The 15908-nt window shown below is 69.2% G+C and carries 12 protein-coding genes and 2 pseudogenes; 3 read left to right on the plus strand and 11 right to left on the minus strand.

The features are described from left to right. Positions 1–204 precede the first annotated feature (204 nt). From EES43_RS11280 to EES43_RS11295, 4 genes are read right to left on the minus strand one after another with little or no spacing between them, the layout of a single operon-like run. Entirely contained in the window at positions 205–1230 is a 1026-nt protein-coding gene (locus EES43_RS11280; protein ID WP_124268612.1) for a 4-hydroxy-3-methylbut-2-enyl diphosphate reductase, read from the minus strand. Next, positions 1227–2348, minus strand: a complete 1122-nt coding sequence (locus EES43_RS11285; RefSeq protein ID WP_241192374.1) for a polyprenyl synthetase family protein — start codon at positions 2346–2348, stop codon at positions 1227–1229. The genes EES43_RS11280 and EES43_RS11285 overlap by 4 nt, the downstream gene beginning before the upstream one ends. Beyond that, the gene (gene ispG / locus EES43_RS11290) at positions 2345–3496 is read right to left on the minus strand and encodes a flavodoxin-dependent (E)-4-hydroxy-3-methylbut-2-enyl-diphosphate synthase (protein ID WP_124268613.1); all 1152 of its coding nucleotides are present in this window, start codon (positions 3494–3496) and stop codon (positions 2345–2347) included. The genes EES43_RS11285 and ispG overlap by 4 nt, the downstream gene beginning before the upstream one ends. Then, positions 3493–5331, minus strand: a complete 1839-nt coding sequence (locus EES43_RS11295) for a 1-deoxy-D-xylulose-5-phosphate synthase (RefSeq protein ID WP_241192375.1) — start codon at positions 5329–5331, stop codon at positions 3493–3495. Before EES43_RS11295 ends, ispG begins: the two co-directional genes overlap by 4 nt. Before the next feature lie 973 nt (positions 5332–6304). Here EES43_RS11295 and EES43_RS11300 point away from each other — a divergent pair. Next, entirely contained in the window at positions 6305–7921 is a 1617-nt protein-coding gene (locus tag EES43_RS11300; protein ID WP_124268614.1) for a penicillin-binding transpeptidase domain-containing protein, read from the plus strand. Between the two features lie 178 nt (positions 7922–8099). On the opposite strand, the gene EES43_RS11305 is transcribed toward EES43_RS11300, so the two are convergent. The 5 genes and pseudogenes from EES43_RS11305 to EES43_RS11325 form a co-directional block, all read right to left on the minus strand. Then, positions 8100–8480 (minus strand): hypothetical protein, encoded by a 381-nt coding sequence (locus tag EES43_RS11305; RefSeq protein ID WP_124268615.1) that lies wholly within the window; start codon positions 8478–8480, stop codon positions 8100–8102. 159 nt (positions 8481–8639) lie between these two features. Beyond that, on the minus strand, positions 8640–9722 hold the full coding sequence (locus EES43_RS11310; RefSeq protein WP_124268616.1) for an ArsR/SmtB family transcription factor: 1083 nt from the start codon (positions 9720–9722) through the stop codon (positions 8640–8642). Positions 9723–9995: 273 nt separating this feature from the next. After that, positions 9996–10862 carry a helix-turn-helix domain-containing protein gene (locus EES43_RS11315; RefSeq protein WP_124268617.1) on the minus strand — a complete coding sequence of 289 codons (867 nt, stop codon included), beginning with the start codon at positions 10860–10862 and terminating at the stop codon, positions 9996–9998. After that, a pseudogene (locus tag EES43_RS11320) lies at positions 10859–11140 on the minus strand (DUF6879 family protein); the annotation flags it as partial. The pseudogene EES43_RS11320 and the gene EES43_RS11315, both read right to left, overlap by 4 nt. 204 nt (positions 11141–11344) lie before the next feature. Then, on the minus strand, positions 11345–11815 hold the full coding sequence (locus tag EES43_RS11325) for a hypothetical protein (protein WP_241192376.1): 471 nt from the start codon (positions 11813–11815) through the stop codon (positions 11345–11347). Between the two features lie 154 nt (positions 11816–11969). On the opposite strand from EES43_RS11325, the pseudogene EES43_RS11330 reads away from it, so the two are divergent. Both EES43_RS11330 and EES43_RS11335 read left to right on the plus strand, forming a co-directional pair. Beyond that, positions 11970–12867 (plus strand): annotated as a pseudogene (locus EES43_RS11330) (IS5 family transposase). A 542-nt stretch (positions 12868–13409) separates the two neighbouring features. Further along, positions 13410–14591 (plus strand): methyltransferase domain-containing protein, encoded by a 1182-nt coding sequence (locus tag EES43_RS11335; protein ID WP_241192377.1) that lies wholly within the window; start codon positions 13410–13412, stop codon positions 14589–14591. A 56-nt stretch (positions 14592–14647) separates the two neighbouring features. Here the strand turns inward: EES43_RS11335 and EES43_RS11340 are convergent, their stop codons facing one another. Next, positions 14648–14857 carry a DUF397 domain-containing protein gene (locus EES43_RS11340; RefSeq protein WP_124268618.1) on the minus strand — a complete coding sequence of 70 codons (210 nt, stop codon included), beginning with the start codon at positions 14855–14857 and terminating at the stop codon, positions 14648–14650. Further along, on the minus strand, positions 14854–15768 hold the full coding sequence (locus EES43_RS11345) for a helix-turn-helix domain-containing protein (RefSeq protein ID WP_124268619.1): 915 nt from the start codon (positions 15766–15768) through the stop codon (positions 14854–14856). The genes EES43_RS11340 and EES43_RS11345 overlap by 4 nt, the downstream gene beginning before the upstream one ends. Positions 15769–15908 lie beyond the last annotated feature (140 nt).

Raw genomic sequence — 15908 nt, forward strand, 5'->3', positions numbered from 1 at the left:
TCCGTGATGCGCTCCCCCTGAGCCCGCAGGTCGCGTACGTGCGCAGGGCCGGGGACCGTCACCGACGGTGATTCCGAAGACATGCTGTACTTCCTTCCTCGATGATCGACTGGATGATTCGGTGTCAGGGCAGTGAGCCTTGCGTCCTCAGCAGACCCAGTGCCGGATCGGCCTGCTGAAACAGGCCCGCGGCGTCGCGAGTCGTTACGACGGACTCGCCGTCGGGTCGTCTACCGGCTGCGTGCGCAGGTTGCGGCGGAGTTCCTTGGGCAGCGAGAAGGTGATGGACTCGTCGGCGGTCCTGACCGTCTCCACGTCCGTGTAGCCGCGCTCGGCCAGCCACTTGAGGACGCTGTCGACGAGCACGTCGGGGACCGAGGCGCCGGAGGTCAGGCCGACCGTGGTGACGCCCTGAAGCCAGGCTTCGTCAATCTCGTCGGCGAAGTCCACCAGGTAGGCGGTGTCCGCGCCGGCGCGGAGGGCGGCCTCGACCATGCGCTGGGAGTTCGAGGAGTTGCGGGAGCCGACCACGATGACCAGCTGGGCGTCTTCGGCGAGCTTCTTGACCGCGATCTGGCGGTTCTGCGTGGCGTAGCAGATGTCGTCGCTGGGCGGCGAGAGCAGGTTGGGGAACCTGGTCTTCAGCGCGTCGACCGTTTCCATCGTCTCGTCCACGGAGAGGGTGGTCTGGGAGAGCCAGACGACCTTCGACTCGTCACGGACCTCGACATGGGCAACGTCCACGGGGCCGTCGACCAGCGTGATGCGGTCCGGGGCCTCACCGGTGGTGCCGATGACCTCCTCATGGCCCTCGTGGCCGATCAGGAGGATGTCGTAGTCCTCGTTCGCGTACCGGATCGCTTCCTTGTGGACCTTGGTCACCAGTGGGCAGGTCGCGTCGATCGTGGCGAGCTTCCGCTCGGCTGCCTCCGCGTGCACGGCCGGGGCCACGCCGTGCGCCGAGAACACGACAATGGAGCCCTCGGGGACCTCCTCCGTCCGCTCGACGAAGATCACGCCCTTGCGTTCCAGGGTCTGCACGACGTACTTGTTGTGGACGATCTCGTGGCGGACATAAATCGGGTCCCCGTACAGCTCCAGGGCCTTCTCGACGACGGCCACGGCGCGGTCCACGCCGGCACACCAGCCTCGCGGTGATGCGAGCAGTACCCGCTTCGTGGCCGGGGTGGGGCGGGCCGGGTGGGCCTGGTGCGGGGTGGCGGTGTTCATGTGGTCCTCCATACGGCCTGGTGGGCCATGTCTTGGAGGCTGGCGCGGATATCGGCGGGGACAGGGGCAGCGGCCAGGGCGGACGATGCGCGCGCGTACCGATCGCGGATCATCTCCTCGACCGTGTCCGGGGCCCCGGAGGCGGTGATGATGCTCCGTGCGATGTGTGCTTGATCTTCGGTGAGGGTGGGGCATCCCACGAGCAGGCGCAGCTGATCGGCCTGCGCGCGGGGGGCGTTGCGCAGGGTGAGTGCGATCAGACAGGTGTGCTTGCCCTCGCGCAGGTCGTCCAGGGCCGGTTTCCCGGTCTCGACCGGATGGCCGAAGACCCCGAGGAGATCGTCGCGCAGTTGGAAGGCTTCTCCCAACGGAACGGCGAACGAGCTGAGTTGGGCGAGGAGTGTGTCGGGGGCTCCGGCGAGGGCGGCCCCGATGTGCAGGGGGCGTTCGATGGTGTATTTGGCGGTCTTGTACCGGATGACGCGCAGGGCGAGGCCGACGTCGGGGGTGGGTTGGCTGGTGGCGGTCAGATCGAGGTACTGGCCGTACAGCACCTCGTTGCGCATGGTGTCGATCAAGGGGAGTACTCGGGTGCGTTGCCGCGCGTCCAGGGCTGTCTCGGAGGCGTGCAGGAGTTCGTCGGACCAGATGAGGGCGAGGTCGCCCATCAGGATGGCGGCCGCGGTGCCGATGTCGGTGGCCGCCTGCCGGGTGCGGTCCTTGCTGTGGTGGGCGGCCAGGGCACGGTGCATGGCAGGCCGGCCGCGCCGGGTCGCGGAGTGGTCCATCACATCGTCATGGATCAGGCAGAAGGCGTGGAACATCTCCAGTGCGGCGCCGACCCGTGCCGCCTGATCCACACCGCCTGCGCCCCCCGCGGCATGCCACCCCAGCACGCAGAGCAGCGGGCGGATGCGCTTGCCGCCGGCGTTGAGGAAATCTCCGACGTACTCGGCGACTTCCTCAGGGAGGGCGCCGGTCCTGGCCGCGGTGATCTTGCCTTCGACGAAGTCGTCCAGGATCTGCGAGACGCGTTGGCGCACCTCGCCTCCCTGGAATGCGGCCGAGGCGTGCGCGGAGTACGCGGGGGCGGTGTGGAAACCGGTGGAATCGGTCACGGCTGATCACCTGCTTCGTCATCGCAGCGGGCGGTGAGAGCGAGAGCTTCGTCCATCAATGCCTCGACGATCTTCGATTCCGGTACGGTGCGCAGGACCTGGCCCTGTCGGTAGATCTGGCCCTTGCCATTGCCGCAGGAGACGCCGAGGTCGGCTTCGCGGGATTCGCCGGGTCCGTTGACGACGCAGCCCATGACGGCAATGCGCAAGGGGTGGGGGAAGCCGTCGAAGGCCGCCTCGACTCGGCCGGCGAGTTTGTGGATGTCGACCTGGAGGCGGCCGCAGCCGGGGCAGGAGACGATTTCGAGTCTGCGGGGGCGCAGGCCGAGAGAGGCGAGGATGTGGCAGCCGGCCTTGACCTGCTGCACCGGGTCGTCGGAGAGGGAGACGCGGATGGTGTCTCCGATGCCCTCGCCGAGGAGGATGCCGAAGGCGACGGCGGACTTGATGGCTCCTTGGAAGGCGGGTCCGGCTTCGGTGACTCCGAGGTGGAGGGGGTAGTCGCATTGTGCGGCGAGCAGCCGGTTCGCGGCGATCATCGTCATGGGGTCGTGGTGCTTGACCGCGATCTTCAGGTCCCTGAAGCCGTGTTCCTGGAACAGGGAGCACTCCCACAGCGCGGACTCCACGAGGGCTTCGGGGGTGGCGGAGCCGTGTTTGGCGAGGAGGCGTGGGTCGAGGGAGCCGGCGTTGACACCGATGCGGATGGGCACCGCGGCCGCCGTGGCGGCTTGGGCGATCTCGCCCACCTTGTCGTCGAACTTCTTGATGTTGCCGGGGTTGACGCGGACGGCGGCGCAGCCGGCATCGATGGCTTGGAAGACGTAGCGGGGCTGGAAGTGGATGTCGGCGATCACCGGGATCGGGGACTTGGCCACGATGGCGGGCAGGACGTCGGCGTCGTCCTGGGAGGGGACGGCGACGCGGATGATGTCGCAGCCGGCGGCGGTGACTTCGGCGATCTGCCGCAGCGTGGCGTCGACGTCGGCGGTCGAGGTCGTGGTCATGGTCTGCACGGAGATCGGGGCGCCGCCGCCCACGGGCACCGTGCCGACGTTCAGTTGTCGGGTCGGGCGGCGGCGCGCCGGAGTCCGCGTGGTCAGGGGCGCGGGGCGCGGGGTGGGCGGGCCGAGGTCGATCGAGGTCATCGAGCGCTCCTGGGGGTGGGTGCCGGCGCGTGCTCTGTCGGGTCTGGGCGCAGGTGGGCCATGGCTGCGGTGAAGAGGCCGGTGCCGTCGAGTCCTGCCTGGGTGAGCAGGTGGGTGCGAGGCGCGTGGGGGATGAAGGCGGTCGGCAGACCGCAACTGATCACCGGGGCGGCGACGGCCGTATCGGTACACGCCTGGGCCAGGGCGGTGCCGAAGCCTCCGGTGCGCAGTCCGTCCTCGACCGTGACGGTCACACGGTGGCGGGCGGCCAGGGCGGGCAGGGCGGGGTTGACGGGCAGCACCCAGCCCGGATCGGCGACCGTGACCCCGAGCCCCTGTTCTTCGAGCAGCACGGCGGCGTCCAGGGCAGCCGCGGCGAGCGGGCCGGTGGGGACGAGCAGCACATCCAGGGGGCCGCGGTGGGTGCGGTGCAGGATGTCCAGGCCGTCCATGCGGGTGAGCGCCTCGATGTCGGAGCCCACGGTGGCTTTGGGCAGCCGCAGCACAGTGGGCCCGCCCTGGACGGTGGTGGCCTCGCGCAGCATTTCACGCAGCCGCGTGGCGTCTCTGGGTGCGGCGATGCGCAGGCCGGGGATCGTGGAGAGGACGGCGAGGTCCCACATGCCGTGATGACTCGGTCCGTCCGGGCCGGTGATACCGGCCCGGTCCAGAACGAACGTGACTGGCAGCTGGTGTAGGGCCACGTCCATGAGGACCTGGTCGAAGGCCCGGTTCAGGAAGGTGGCGTAGATCGCGACGACGGGGTGGTAGCCGCCCATGGCCAGCCCGGCCGCACTGGTGACGGCGTGCTGCTCGGCGATTCCGACGTCGAATACCCGCTCCGGGAAGGTCTGTTGCATGGGGAGCAGGCCAGTCGGGCTCAGCATGGAGGCGGTGATTGCCACCACCTCGGGGTGCGCAGCGGCGATCCGGCAGAGTTCCTGGCCGAAGACGCTGGTCCACGACGGGGCCTCGGCCGTGCGGGCGGGGATGGGGCGTCCGGTGGCCGGGTCGACAGTGCCCACCGCGTGCAGGCAGTCCGCCTCGTCCGTCTCGGCGGGCCGGTAGCCCTTGCCCTTGACCGTCATCACATGCACGACCGCCGGCCGGGACAGGGCGCGGGCCCGTCGTAACACTTGGTCGATCTCCCCGGTGTGGTGTCCGTCGACGGGCCCGAAGTAGGTGAAGCCGAGGTCGGTGAACAGGTTGCGGCACGCTTCCGCGCCGCCGGATTTCAGCACGTTCAGGTGCTCGGCGAGGGCTCCGGTGGTAGGGGCGTAGGAGCGGCCGTTGTCGTTGAGGACGATGATGACGGGCCGGTCCTTCGCGGCGCCGAGGTTGTTCAGCGCTTCCCACGCCAGGCCGCCGGTCATCGCGCCGTCGCCGATGACCGCCACCACCGCACGGTCACTCTCACCGGCGAGCTGGCGGGCCTTGGCCAGACCGTCCGCGTACGACAGCGCGGTGGAAGCGTGCGAGTTCTCCACCAGATCGTGCACCGACTCCGAACGGGAGGGATACCCCGTCAGCCCTCCGGCCTGCCGCAGCGAGTCGAACGCCTCACGGCGGCCGGTCAGCAATTTGTGCACATACGCCTGATGACCGATGTCGAACACCAGCGCATCCCGCGGAGACTCGAATACCCGGTGCAGGGCGAGCGTCAGCTCCACCATCCCCAGATTCGGACCCAGATGCCCGCCCGACGCACACACCTTCTCGACCAGGAACTCCCTGATCTCCGCCGCCAGCACCGGTAACTGCTCAGCAGCCAGAGCCCGCAGCGCTCCTCCCGCTTCGGCCGTCGTTCCCGACAGAAGACTGGTTCGCATCGTCATGGGAGGTGCCCACATCCTCAAGAGGTCAGGGAAGAGACAGCCCGGGAGGCCGGTGATCTTCCGGATTCAGACGGAGTGCGGCTCTGAAGACCGCCGGACCGTAGCCAGCCGCGGAGACCAGCCACGACACAACGGGCCCACCTCCAGTGAGGCAGACCCGGTGCCGCGACGGGACCCGGGGGAGAAGACCGATCCGTGCACGCGTTGAACGCTTGTGAGGACGTTCACAAACGACGGTCGTCATCCGGCTTTACCAAGCGCCCGGAACCACGCCCTGCCCCCGGCCGCCCCGAGCCACGTCCTTCTGTCTCACGGGTGGGAAACCCGCTGCCGCGGCGCCTCGGCCGCGCCGGCCGACAACGCCCGCCTCAGCCACGTCCTCCATCGCGTATGACGCACTCGCTGCCCGAGCCCACCTCGACTGACCGGCGATTGTCGCCGTCCCGCAGACACAAGGCACCCTCCGGGGCCGTTGCGCGGACCGCCGTCCCATCCGGTACATCTGCCGGAGTCCGTGTCGTTCCCCGGGCGGGGGCGGGGGCGGTTACGGACCTGGCCGGTCCGTTGGACGGGCGGCGGGCTGATGGTCTGTGGGGGCGTGTGTTCATTCGACCCGGCGACGATCTTGTCCCACCTGGGCGCGGGCGAAGAAGCCGGTGTCGGTCGGTCCGGGCATCAGGGCGGTCATCGGCCCACCTGGGTCCTCCAGTTCGTTCTGGCGAACGGCGGCGAGCCAGGCCCATGAGATGCCGGCCCAGGCCGAAGTGAGGGAGCCTCACACCGCAGGCGGGTCCGCGGCTTCACCCTGTCCACTCCTCGCCCTCACGGAAGGAAGCTCGACAGAGAGCGCTTACAAGTGGCGTGTTCCGGTCCTGTAACAAGCGCCTCAAGTCCCGGCCGCACGCCCTAGTCTTGATGGCAGTGATGCCTTGAACGCGTTCAAGGGACTCTCCTGGGGAGGCGGACAACAGGAATGCGCAGTGGAGCGAAGGTCGTCGTCATCGGCGGCGTGTTCGTCCTCGTGGCCGGCGGACTCGGATACGGGGCGTACGCCGTGCTTGGGGGCGAGGGCGGGGGGTTCGCCTCCGCCCCGGTGAAGACGGGGCCGCCCAGTGCCGCCGAGACAGCGGATGCCTCGGCGGCCTTCTTCAAGGCGTGGGCGGCCGGGGACGCGGCCGGTGCGGCGCGGCTCACCGACAACGAGACCGCAGCCGAACCGGTCCTCACCTCGTACGGCAAGACCGCTCACATCGGCAAGGTGAGGATAACCCCCGGCGCGGCGGTCGGCGCGAAGGTTCCCTACACCGTCGAGGCCACCGTCTCGTACCGGGGCAAGTCCCAACCCCTCGCGTACGAGTCCGAGTTGAGCATCGTGCGCGGTCGCACGACCGGCAAGGCCCTCGTCGACTGGGTGCCCGGCGTCGTGCACCCCCGGCTGTCCGAGGGGGCCACGCTGCGCACGGGCGAGGCCGAGTCGCCGCAGATCGAGGCCGTCGACCGCGACGGCGTGGTGCTCACCAAGGAGAAGTACCCGTCGCTCGGCCCGATCCTGGACAGCCTGCGCCAGAAGTACGGCGCCACGGCCGGCGGTACGCCCGGTATCGAGACCTGGGTCGAGCCCGCCGACGAAAAGCGGCCCGGCACCACCCTGTTGACCCTCGCCAAGGGCAAGCCCGGCACGGTGCAGACGACGCTGGACGCGGGTGCCCAGGCCGCCGCCGAGCGGGCGGTGCGGAAGTACCAGCAGGCGTCGGTCGTCGCGGTGCAGCCCTCCACCGGCGCGATCCAGGCGGTCGCCAACAACCCCGCGACCGGCTTCAACGCCGCCATGCAGGGCCAGCAGGCGCCCGGCTCCACGATGAAGATCGTGACCGCCGCGCTGCTTCTGGAGAAGGGGCTCGTCACGGCGAACGGGGCGGCGGAGTGCCCGAAGGAAGTCGTGTACCAGGGCGCGAAGTTCCACAACCTGGACCGCTTCGACCTGCCGGACGGCAGCACGTTCACGCAGAGCTTCGCCCGGTCGTGCAACACCGCCTTCATCAAGCTGATAGACGACGTGAAGGACGACTCCGCGCTCGCCAAGGAGGCCCGGGACGTCTTCGGGCTCGGCCTGGACTGGAAGACCGGCGTCGTCTCCACCGACGGCAGCGTGCCGGAGGAGGCGGGCGGCGTGGCCGCGGCCCAGTACATCGGTCAGGGCACGGTCCAGATGAACGCCCTCAACATGGCGTCCGTCACCGCGACCGCCCGCACCGGTACGTTCCGTCAGCCCGTGCTCGTCCCGCAGTCCCTGGACGACCGGAAGCTGGCCGTCACCGAACGCTCGCTGTCGCCGTCGGCCAGACGGCAGCTCACCACGATGATGCGGGCCACGGCCGCCTGGGGCACGGGTGCCAAGGCGATGGCCTCGGTGGGCGGCGACAAGGGGGCCAAGACCGGTTCGGCGGAGGTCGACGGGCAAGCCACGTCGAACAGTTGGTTCACCGGGTTCAGCGACGACCTCGCCGCGGCGGCGGTCGTCCAGACCGGCGGCCACGGCGGCGACGCGGCGGGCCCGATCGTCGCCGAGGTCCTGCGCGCGGGCAGCTGAATCGGGATCGCGCAGGCTCGTGAGGGGGACCCCGGGGTGAGGGAAGCTCCCGGGGCGAGGGCAGAAGCTGACCTGGGGCGGGGGCACAAGCACCCCCGCCCCAGGTCATCGGCATCCCCGCCCCAGGTCACGCGGGTCAGCCGCCTGCTCTCACGCCCTGGCCCGTGCCCGTCTCCGGCTACGCCGAGAGCTTGATCGAGTTGATCGGGGTCAGGTCCACGTCCCAGTAGGTCCAGGTGGGCATCTTCGCGCCGCAGCCCACTCCGTTGTACCCCGTGCACAGCTGCACGGACGCCCCGCCGGTCTGATTGTTGAACACCCGGTGGGTGCCCGTCTGGTTGCTGAGGTTGTAGACGCCGTACTGGTAGTACGTCGCTTCGGGCCGGTTGCCGTTCCAGGACGCGCCCGGGTAGATGCAGACGTACCCCGACTGGCATCCGGCGTAGGCGTCCTGGGCGTCCCTGGTGTCGGGAGCGCCGGCCTGGGCCCCCGCTCCCGTCGCCAGCACGGCTCCGGCCGTGAACGTGAGCGCCACTGCCGCTCGTACGAGATTGCGCATGTCGTTCCTCCCTGCGTCGGGCCCCTGGACCCGGCGCTCCCCTGTGGGATGGTTGGTTCCGGTCGTCCGGTCGTCCGTTCCGCGTCGTTCCCTTCGCGGCCCGGCCGTCCGGATGGAAGAAGCGTGGCAGGGACCCGCTCCGCGCGCCGCACCCTTTCATCAGGGTGAAACCGTCGCCGGTTCGGGCCTCGGCAGCCATGCGTCCACGGCCCCTCCCGGCAATCGGCCCCCGGTCGTCGTCTCCAGCAGTCGCCGCCCGAGCGGCGACGGCTGGTGCAGCACGTACCGTCCTTCCTTCCGGCCGGCGGCGAGGCCCGCCTCCCGCAGGATCGCCAGCTGCTGGCTGGTGTTGGGCAGCGAGCAGCCCACCGCGTCCGCCAGCTCGGAGGTCGTGGCGCAGCCGCGTACGGCCATCTCGTACAGGAGCGCGGCACGCGTCGGGCCCAGCAGCCGGGCCAGCGAGGTGACGGCGGCGGAGCCGCCCGGGACGGCCGGCGGGTGGATCGGCTTCGCGACCGGGTAGACCAGCACCGGCAGCAACGCCTCGTCGACCAGGGTGATCGGCTTGCGCCAGCAGAAGTACGACGGCACCAGCAGCAGGCCGCGCCCCGCCAGGTGCATGTCCCGCTCGACCGGGTACGTCACTTCCAGCACGGGCGGGCTCCACCGGGCCATCGGGCGGAAGGTCTCCAACAGCGCCCGGGTGCCGCCCGCCGCGAGTCGGCGCGAGCGCCAGGCGACGTCGGAGGCCACCGCCGCGTCGATCCACGGCCGGTACGGGGCGACGAACGCCGCGTCGTACGCGGTGAGCAGGCCGCCGAGCGCCCGGAGCGCCGCCGCGTCGCCCACGGCGAGCTGCTCCGCCGCGAACGGCCGCATCCGTGGCTCGGACTGCGCGAGCAGCGTGATCTCGTGGCGCAGGCGGCTCCGAGGTGTCGACAGCACCCGGTCCACGCCCTGGCGCAGGTCGACGTTGCCGCCGTCCACGGCGGGGGTCAGGAAGTCGGGGATGTACGGGCCGAACGGCACCAGGCTGCGCAGCGCGAGCGCGATCGCCCGGTCCGTCCCGCCACCGGCCCCCCGAAGCTGGGGCGCCACGGCGCGCCGCCACGGCCCGAACGCGATCCGGCCCTCGTCGGTCTGGAGCCGGCAGACGCTCGACAGGATCTCCCAGAGCGGATCGGGGCGCGGCGCGATGCGGACGTACTCCAGATCCTGGGCGGTGAAGTGGATGCGCAACACTATTTCCCCCTTGTCGCCCTTTCCCCTCTATGCCGCCCTATCACTGTGGCGCGGGAAGGGGAAGGCGCGATCAGAACACACCCTTTCCGGCCAGGGATTGGCCGGATGACCTGGCGAAAGGGCGCGGGAGCGCGCGATGAGGGTCGCGGGGCTCCCTTCCGGAACGTCGCGCGTGCCCCCTGCGCCACCTACGGCTGAGGTGCGGCCGTGAGCGCCGCACTCGTGGACCGCACGTGCGGGGGGCTTCTGATGCCTCCACAGCTGAACACGCGATCACCCGAGCGAAGCCAGGGCGGATGCCACGAGAGAACGTGCGGCGGCTCCCCGCACCGATTCCTGGGAGAGGCGGCCAAAGGCTCGCCTGTACAGATCCACTTGGCTTGGCTGTACGAGGGTGGATGCGGCGTCCAAAGTATCCGCGTGCACCCTGGCATCGTCGAACATCGTGAACGTCGGCATGGACCACATGGTCCGTCGCGCTGAGAACGGCACGATTCCCACGGCCACGTTCTGGAGATTCATGACCCCCAAGAGGTGGCCCAGCTGCGCGGCCATGGTCTCGACCGTGCACAGCCGATGGCGCAGGACCGATTCCTCCAGAACGAACGAGAACCGGTGTGCGCCGTTGGTCAGCACCGCGTTGCGCCTCATGCGGACCTCGACGGCATCGGTCACGTCATCGGGTGTGCCTCGGAACTCCGCGATGGACGACAGAAGCGCGGTGGCGTACCCGGGCGTCTGGAGGAAGCCGGGGATCACGTCGGAGACGTAGACCCGGAACACACGAGTTCGCTGGTACAGGCTCTCGGTGGACTCCTGCACACGACGGAGGCCGGTTCGCTGGAGTCGTCTCCACTGGACGTGGGCGTCCGCGGATTGCCTGCTTGCCGCGATCAGGTCCGGCGCCCTGTCGGCGGCATCGCAGGCTCGGCACCACGCCTGGATGTCCGCGTCGGACGGTGGCGTCCTGGCGTTTCCGATACGCGACGCCTTCGCATCCGACCAGCCGCACCTGACGGCCAGCTCCCGCCCGCTGATTCCGGCGTCCCTGCGGAGATCGCGCAGCCGGCCCGCCAGTTCTTCTCGGGCTTGCTGAACGCTCGACGAGGGGTGCGAGGGCGTGGAGCCGGCTTTCGTCAGATCGCGTACAGGCGGTGCGGAACTGCTCTCTCCCAGACTGCTTCGAAGGCCGACGAGCAGAGTTTCACGGTCTCCGCGTCCGAGGTGATCTCATCCTCGACCACTGCGCCGTCCCCTGAGAAGTGGTGCACTCGCAGGAGCGCGCCGTCGAAGAGCCAGAAGTCGTTTCCCGGGAGGGGAATGTCCGTGGCCAGTCGCCTTGGTAGCCAGCGGACCTCTTCTCCCGCCGTGACGTTCGCGTGCGTCACGTAGTGCTCCCAGCGAATGTACTGCGTCACCCGGACAGTGGTCCCGGTCGGTGTTCGGGTCGATGCCGACGAACTCCACGGCCATGGCTCGCTCCCTGATCTAAGGGCGTCCGCCAGTAGGTCATCGGATGCGTGAGTTTCGAGGGCGGGTGTTCCAGCGGTAGAGGGTCCAGGCGCGTCGGATCAGGCAGCGGACCGTGATGACGGTGCAGGGATCCGGCCAATGGCTTCGGGTCAGGTCCGCTTGCGGCTCGCGATCTCCTCGGAGAGCCGCTGCACGTGGACGGGGTCCGCGTCCCGGGCAAGGGCGACGTAGTGGTCCCTGACGGCCGGCCGGTAGCGCACGGGCAACGTCTGTCCTGGGGCGAGTCGGGTGAGCTCGGTGATCGTGAGGTCTTCGTCTGCGATACCGCGGAACGAGCGGCCGCCGACGGTCTCCACGTCGAACATCAAGACCACGCGCGGGTTGCTGTTGACCTCCCGCCAGTCGACGAGAATGCCGAGCGCAAGCGCCCCCGTACGCAGTTCCGCATTGCGCTGCCGTGCATCACTGCTCAGGAACGGGTTCGGGGCGACGCCCGGGAAATCGGGCCCGACACCGAGCGATTCCCGACTCAGGTCGGGCCTGAGCTGCGCCATCACATCGTTGAGCTTCTTCTGCGAACTGAACATGTTGATGGTGAGCTTCTTCTTCGAACCGAACATCCTGACCCCTCCCTCACGCCGGTGCCGGAATCTCGGCCGGGTGCTTCGCACTCCGCGCGATTGTACGAGCGTCCGGCAGTAGGTGCTGGCAGCAGGGCAAGCACGGTTCACCCGATCATGGAGTTCTCTACGCTTCATGATCACCGAGGGATCCGTGCCTGCCGTCCCATCATGCATTCTCGACCCGATCCGCGACCAGTTCCTCGCGCTCCTGCCCGTGCGCGAGGACCGGCACCCGCTGGGCTGTCACAACCCCCGGATCAGCGACGCCGTCGTATTCGACCGGCTGGTGCGGGTCCTGGTCTTCGGCTGCGGATACGAACGCGCCGCCGACGAACACTGCTCGGCCACCACCTTGCGCCGACGCCGCGACGAGTGGATCTCCGAAGGCGTGATGGAGAGCCTGCGGCTGCTCGCGCTCGCCGCCTACGACCGCATGATCGGCCTCGAACTCGACCACCTGAGCGCCGACGGCTGCATCACCAAGGCGCCCTCCGGCGGTGAATGCGCCGGGAAGAGCCCGGTCGACCGTGCCAAACTCGGTCTGAAACGCTCGCAGTTGACCGACGGCACCGGCATACCCCTGGTCACCGAGCCAGCATCGGCCAACGTCCGCGACCACACCCTGCTGCCCGCCACCCTCGACCGCTTCACCGCCCTCGAACAGGCCCTCGGGCCGCTGCCGGAGCATCCACATCTCGCGGGACGCCGGCTACGACTACCGGATCGTCCACGACGACCTGGCCAGCCGCGGGATCGATGCCCGTATCGCCCCGCGCGGCGCGAAGACCCCGATCCAGACCGGCGGCCGGTGGGTCGTCGAGCGCACGAACTCCTGGATGAACAACTTCGGCAAGCTCCGACGCTGCACCGAACGCCGGAAAAAGGCCGTCGAGTTCTTCCTCGCCCTGGCCGCCACCGTCATCACGGTCCGCTGTCTTATCCGACGCGCCTGGACCCTCTACCGCTGGAACACCCGCCCTCGAAACGCATCCGATGACCTACTGGCGGACGCCCTAAGCGCTTGCTGGGGCTTGCTGGGGCTTGCATGAGCCTCGCTGAGCAGTGGTTACAGCGTCAACACCACAATCAGCCAGGGGAAATCGGTGTGCAAACTCGTGCAAGCACGTAGGCCCCCGGAGCGGCCTCCGACTAGCCTCGACACGCATCGCCGAAACCGAGAGGACGGCATCGATGGCCGGCGTCATCGACACTGCCGCGAGCGACCACGAGTACGGCGTTCCTGCCCCGTCGAGCGCGACGCTCCTGCTGTGCGTATAGGCGATCAGGACGTTTGAGCCGGTACGCCGGGGGCTCGGAACCGAACACCCCGGACGCGCCCTGTCCGACTCAGACTCTCGCGTCCGGGGGCAGCACGCCCGCCCGGTGATCTCTCCGTGGGGAGAGAAGGCCACGGGGCGGGTTCCACGGAACACAGCACCCGAGAGGAGAGAAATATGGGTTGGGGAACGGGTAAGGGCGCAGGCGGAGGCGACGGAAAGCATTCGGGGAACAAGGACCCGGGCACGTCCAAGCCGTCGAGCGACACGGCCAAGCCGAAGGACCCGCCGAAGCACAAGAAGGACTAGCGCCGGTGACCACACCGCATATCGCAGCGCCCGAGCAGATCGCCATCCGCGACCTGCTCGGCGCAGTGAACAACAGTCTGGACAGGCCGTTGGGCCCCGAGTGGGAGCGAGCGGCATGGGCCGTCCCCCGGTCCGCCTTCGTTCCCGACCGCGTGTACGTCGGAGAGCAGTTGGAGCCCTGCAACCGCGCCGGCGCTCAGGAAACCTGGCTGCGGGCGGTCTACGCCGATGACAGCGTCGTGACTCAGGTCAATGACGGATCGGACCTGGACGACGAGGAGCGTTGGGCGTCGTCCTCCGCTTCCGCCCCATCGATCGTCTTCCGCATGCTGGACATGCTTGACGTGCACAACGACCAGAAGATCCTGGAGATCGGCACCGGCACCGGATGGAACGCAGGTCTGCTGGCGCACGTCGTCGGCCCGGGGAACGTGACGACCGTCGAAGTGGACCCCGCCTTGGCGGCCGAAGCCGGCGAACGTCTACGGAAGGAAGGGATCACCGCGCACGTGGTGACCGGCGACGGGGCGGAGGGGTACCCGGGCAACGCTCCCTATGACCGGCTCCTCGCCACCTGCTCCGTGCGCTCCGTCCCCCGCTCATGGCTCGAACAGGTCAAGCCCGGAGGCGTCATCCTCACCCCGTGGGAAAGCCCCTGGATCTGCTACGGGCTGCTCCACATGACCGTGGACGACAGCGGGACTGCTTCGGGCCGGTTCGCGCCCCACTCCGCGTTCATGCTCATGAGACAACAGCGGACCGCCCTACGGATCTTCCGGGACGTGGTACGCGACGACCACCAGCCCGACGAGTCCGCCACCGCCCTGCCGCCGTGGCGAGTGACCGGAGACGATCTCGCCGCGCAGTTCGCCATGGGGCTACAGCTCCGTGACGTCTGGTGGACATGGCACGACAACCCGGACGTGGAAGGTGTGGCATCCCGACTGTGGCTCGCCACGACCGACACCACATCGTGGGCAGCCGTGGACTGGGACGGGAAGTCGGACGACCGGTTCGCTGTCTGGCAACACGGACCACGTCGTCTCTGGAATGAAGCGGAAGCCGCGTACGCGTGGTGGACGCTGCACGACTGTCCCGGGCCCGAACGGTTCGGGCTGACCGTGACGGTCGAGGGTGAGATTCCGTGGCTGGACCACCCCGGCCGGCCGGTCCCCACGACGGACTGACCGACCACCCGCCCCGTCTGTGCGCTGCCGCCGTGGTGGAGGGGCGGGGCTTCGGGTCAGCGCCCCGCGGCGTACGCGACGAAGCCCGCCCACGCGGCGGGCGTGACGGCGAGGCGGGGGCCCTGGACGTTCTTGGAGTCGCGGACGTGCACGGCGTCCGGGGCGGTCGCGACCTCGATGCAGTCACTGGGGTTACTGCTGTCGCTGTAGCTGCTCTTGAACCACCGCAGCTCGGAAGCGTCCCAGGCAGAGGGCCTGTAGGTCATGTCTCTCCCAGCACTTGCTCGATGAAGGCCAGGGACTCCCCCGGCGTGAGAGCCCGAGCCCGGATGATGCCATACCGAAGTTCAAGGATACGGAGTTGCTTCGGGTGAGAGATGGGCCTGCCGGCGAACTCGTCGTCGGCCCGTCCGACGGCCGAACCGTCCGCGAATTTCAACACCTGAATCCGCCCGCCCGTTCCCGGGTGATCCCACCGGAGAGTCGGCATCACCTGAATCTCGACGAACGGCAGTTCTCCTACCCGAAGTAGGTTCTCAAGCTGTCGCCGCCACACTGCGACGCCTCCGATGGGACGACGCAGTGACGCCTCTTCCTGCACACAGCTGATCTCGGGGGCGGGCGCTCGATCGAAGATGGAGTGCCGGGCCATGCGTCCTGCCACAGCACGCTCCAGTTCGTCCCGCGACAGGACAGGGCGTCGCGTGCCGAGCAGCGCCCTGGCGTACTCCTCCGTCTGCAACAGGCCGTGCAGGTTGTGGCTGCCGTACGCGGCAAGCTCTACGGCCTTGGCCTCCAGCTTCGCCAGGTCTCGCACTTTCTTCGGGTACCGGACCTCCGCGAGGTCCCGCTTCATCGCCGCGAGCTTCCCGCCCGCCCCCAGCGCCGCGTCCGCGCCGTCCATGAACTCCGGCCGGGGGATGCGCCGGCCGCCCTCCACCTTGTAGACGAGATCCTCCCCGTACCCCATCACCGCCCCCAGCTCGCCCGCCCGCATGCCCGCCGCTTCCCGCCACGCCTTGATCTGTCGGCCCACGGCGGCGACCACCGCCACGCCCGACTCGTCGTCCGGATCGACGTCCCAGCCGGGCTCGTCCGCCCCGCCGTCGCCACGCTCCGTACCGACCCCATGCTCCGTACCGACCCCATGCTCCGTACCGTCGCCAACCACGCTCATGCGAGCCCCACTTCCGACGCGCTTGCCGTTCTTTTCCCAACCACGTCCGTTCCCCACGCGTCACTCCGGACGGCCGGGACAACACCGGACAAGCCCCGGACAATCACCGTACGCAAGGGCTCTGTCACTGGGCACGGTAC

This window comes from Streptomyces sp. ADI96-02, from assembly GCF_003846185.1.
Taxonomy (GTDB): Bacteria; Actinomycetota; Actinomycetes; order Streptomycetales; family Streptomycetaceae; genus Streptomyces.

Excerpts from the sequence above, each read along its gene's own strand:
- EES43_RS11280 (WP_124268612.1), bottom strand. The coding sequence starts at position 1,230 with ATGAACACCGCCACCCCGCACCAGGCCCACCCGGCCCGCCCCACCCCG.
- ispG (WP_124268613.1), bottom strand. The coding sequence starts at position 3,496 with ATGACCTCGATCGACCTCGGCCCGCCCACCCCGCGCCCCGCGCCCCTG.
- EES43_RS11295 (WP_241192375.1), bottom strand. The coding sequence starts at position 5,331 with ATGACGATGCGAACCAGTCTTCTGTCGGGAACGACGGCCGAAGCGGGA.
- EES43_RS11300 (WP_124268614.1), top strand. The coding sequence starts at position 6,305 with ATGCGCAGTGGAGCGAAGGTCGTCGTCATCGGCGGCGTGTTCGTCCTC.
- EES43_RS11305 (WP_124268615.1), bottom strand. The coding sequence starts at position 8,480 with ATGCGCAATCTCGTACGAGCGGCAGTGGCGCTCACGTTCACGGCCGGA.
- EES43_RS11325 (WP_241192376.1), bottom strand. The coding sequence starts at position 11,815 with ATGTTCGGTTCGAAGAAGAAGCTCACCATCAACATGTTCAGTTCGCAG.
- EES43_RS11340 (WP_124268618.1), bottom strand. The coding sequence starts at position 14,857 with ATGACCTACAGGCCCTCTGCCTGGGACGCTTCCGAGCTGCGGTGGTTC.
- EES43_RS11345 (WP_124268619.1), bottom strand. The coding sequence starts at position 15,768 with ATGAGCGTGGTTGGCGACGGTACGGAGCATGGGGTCGGTACGGAGCAT.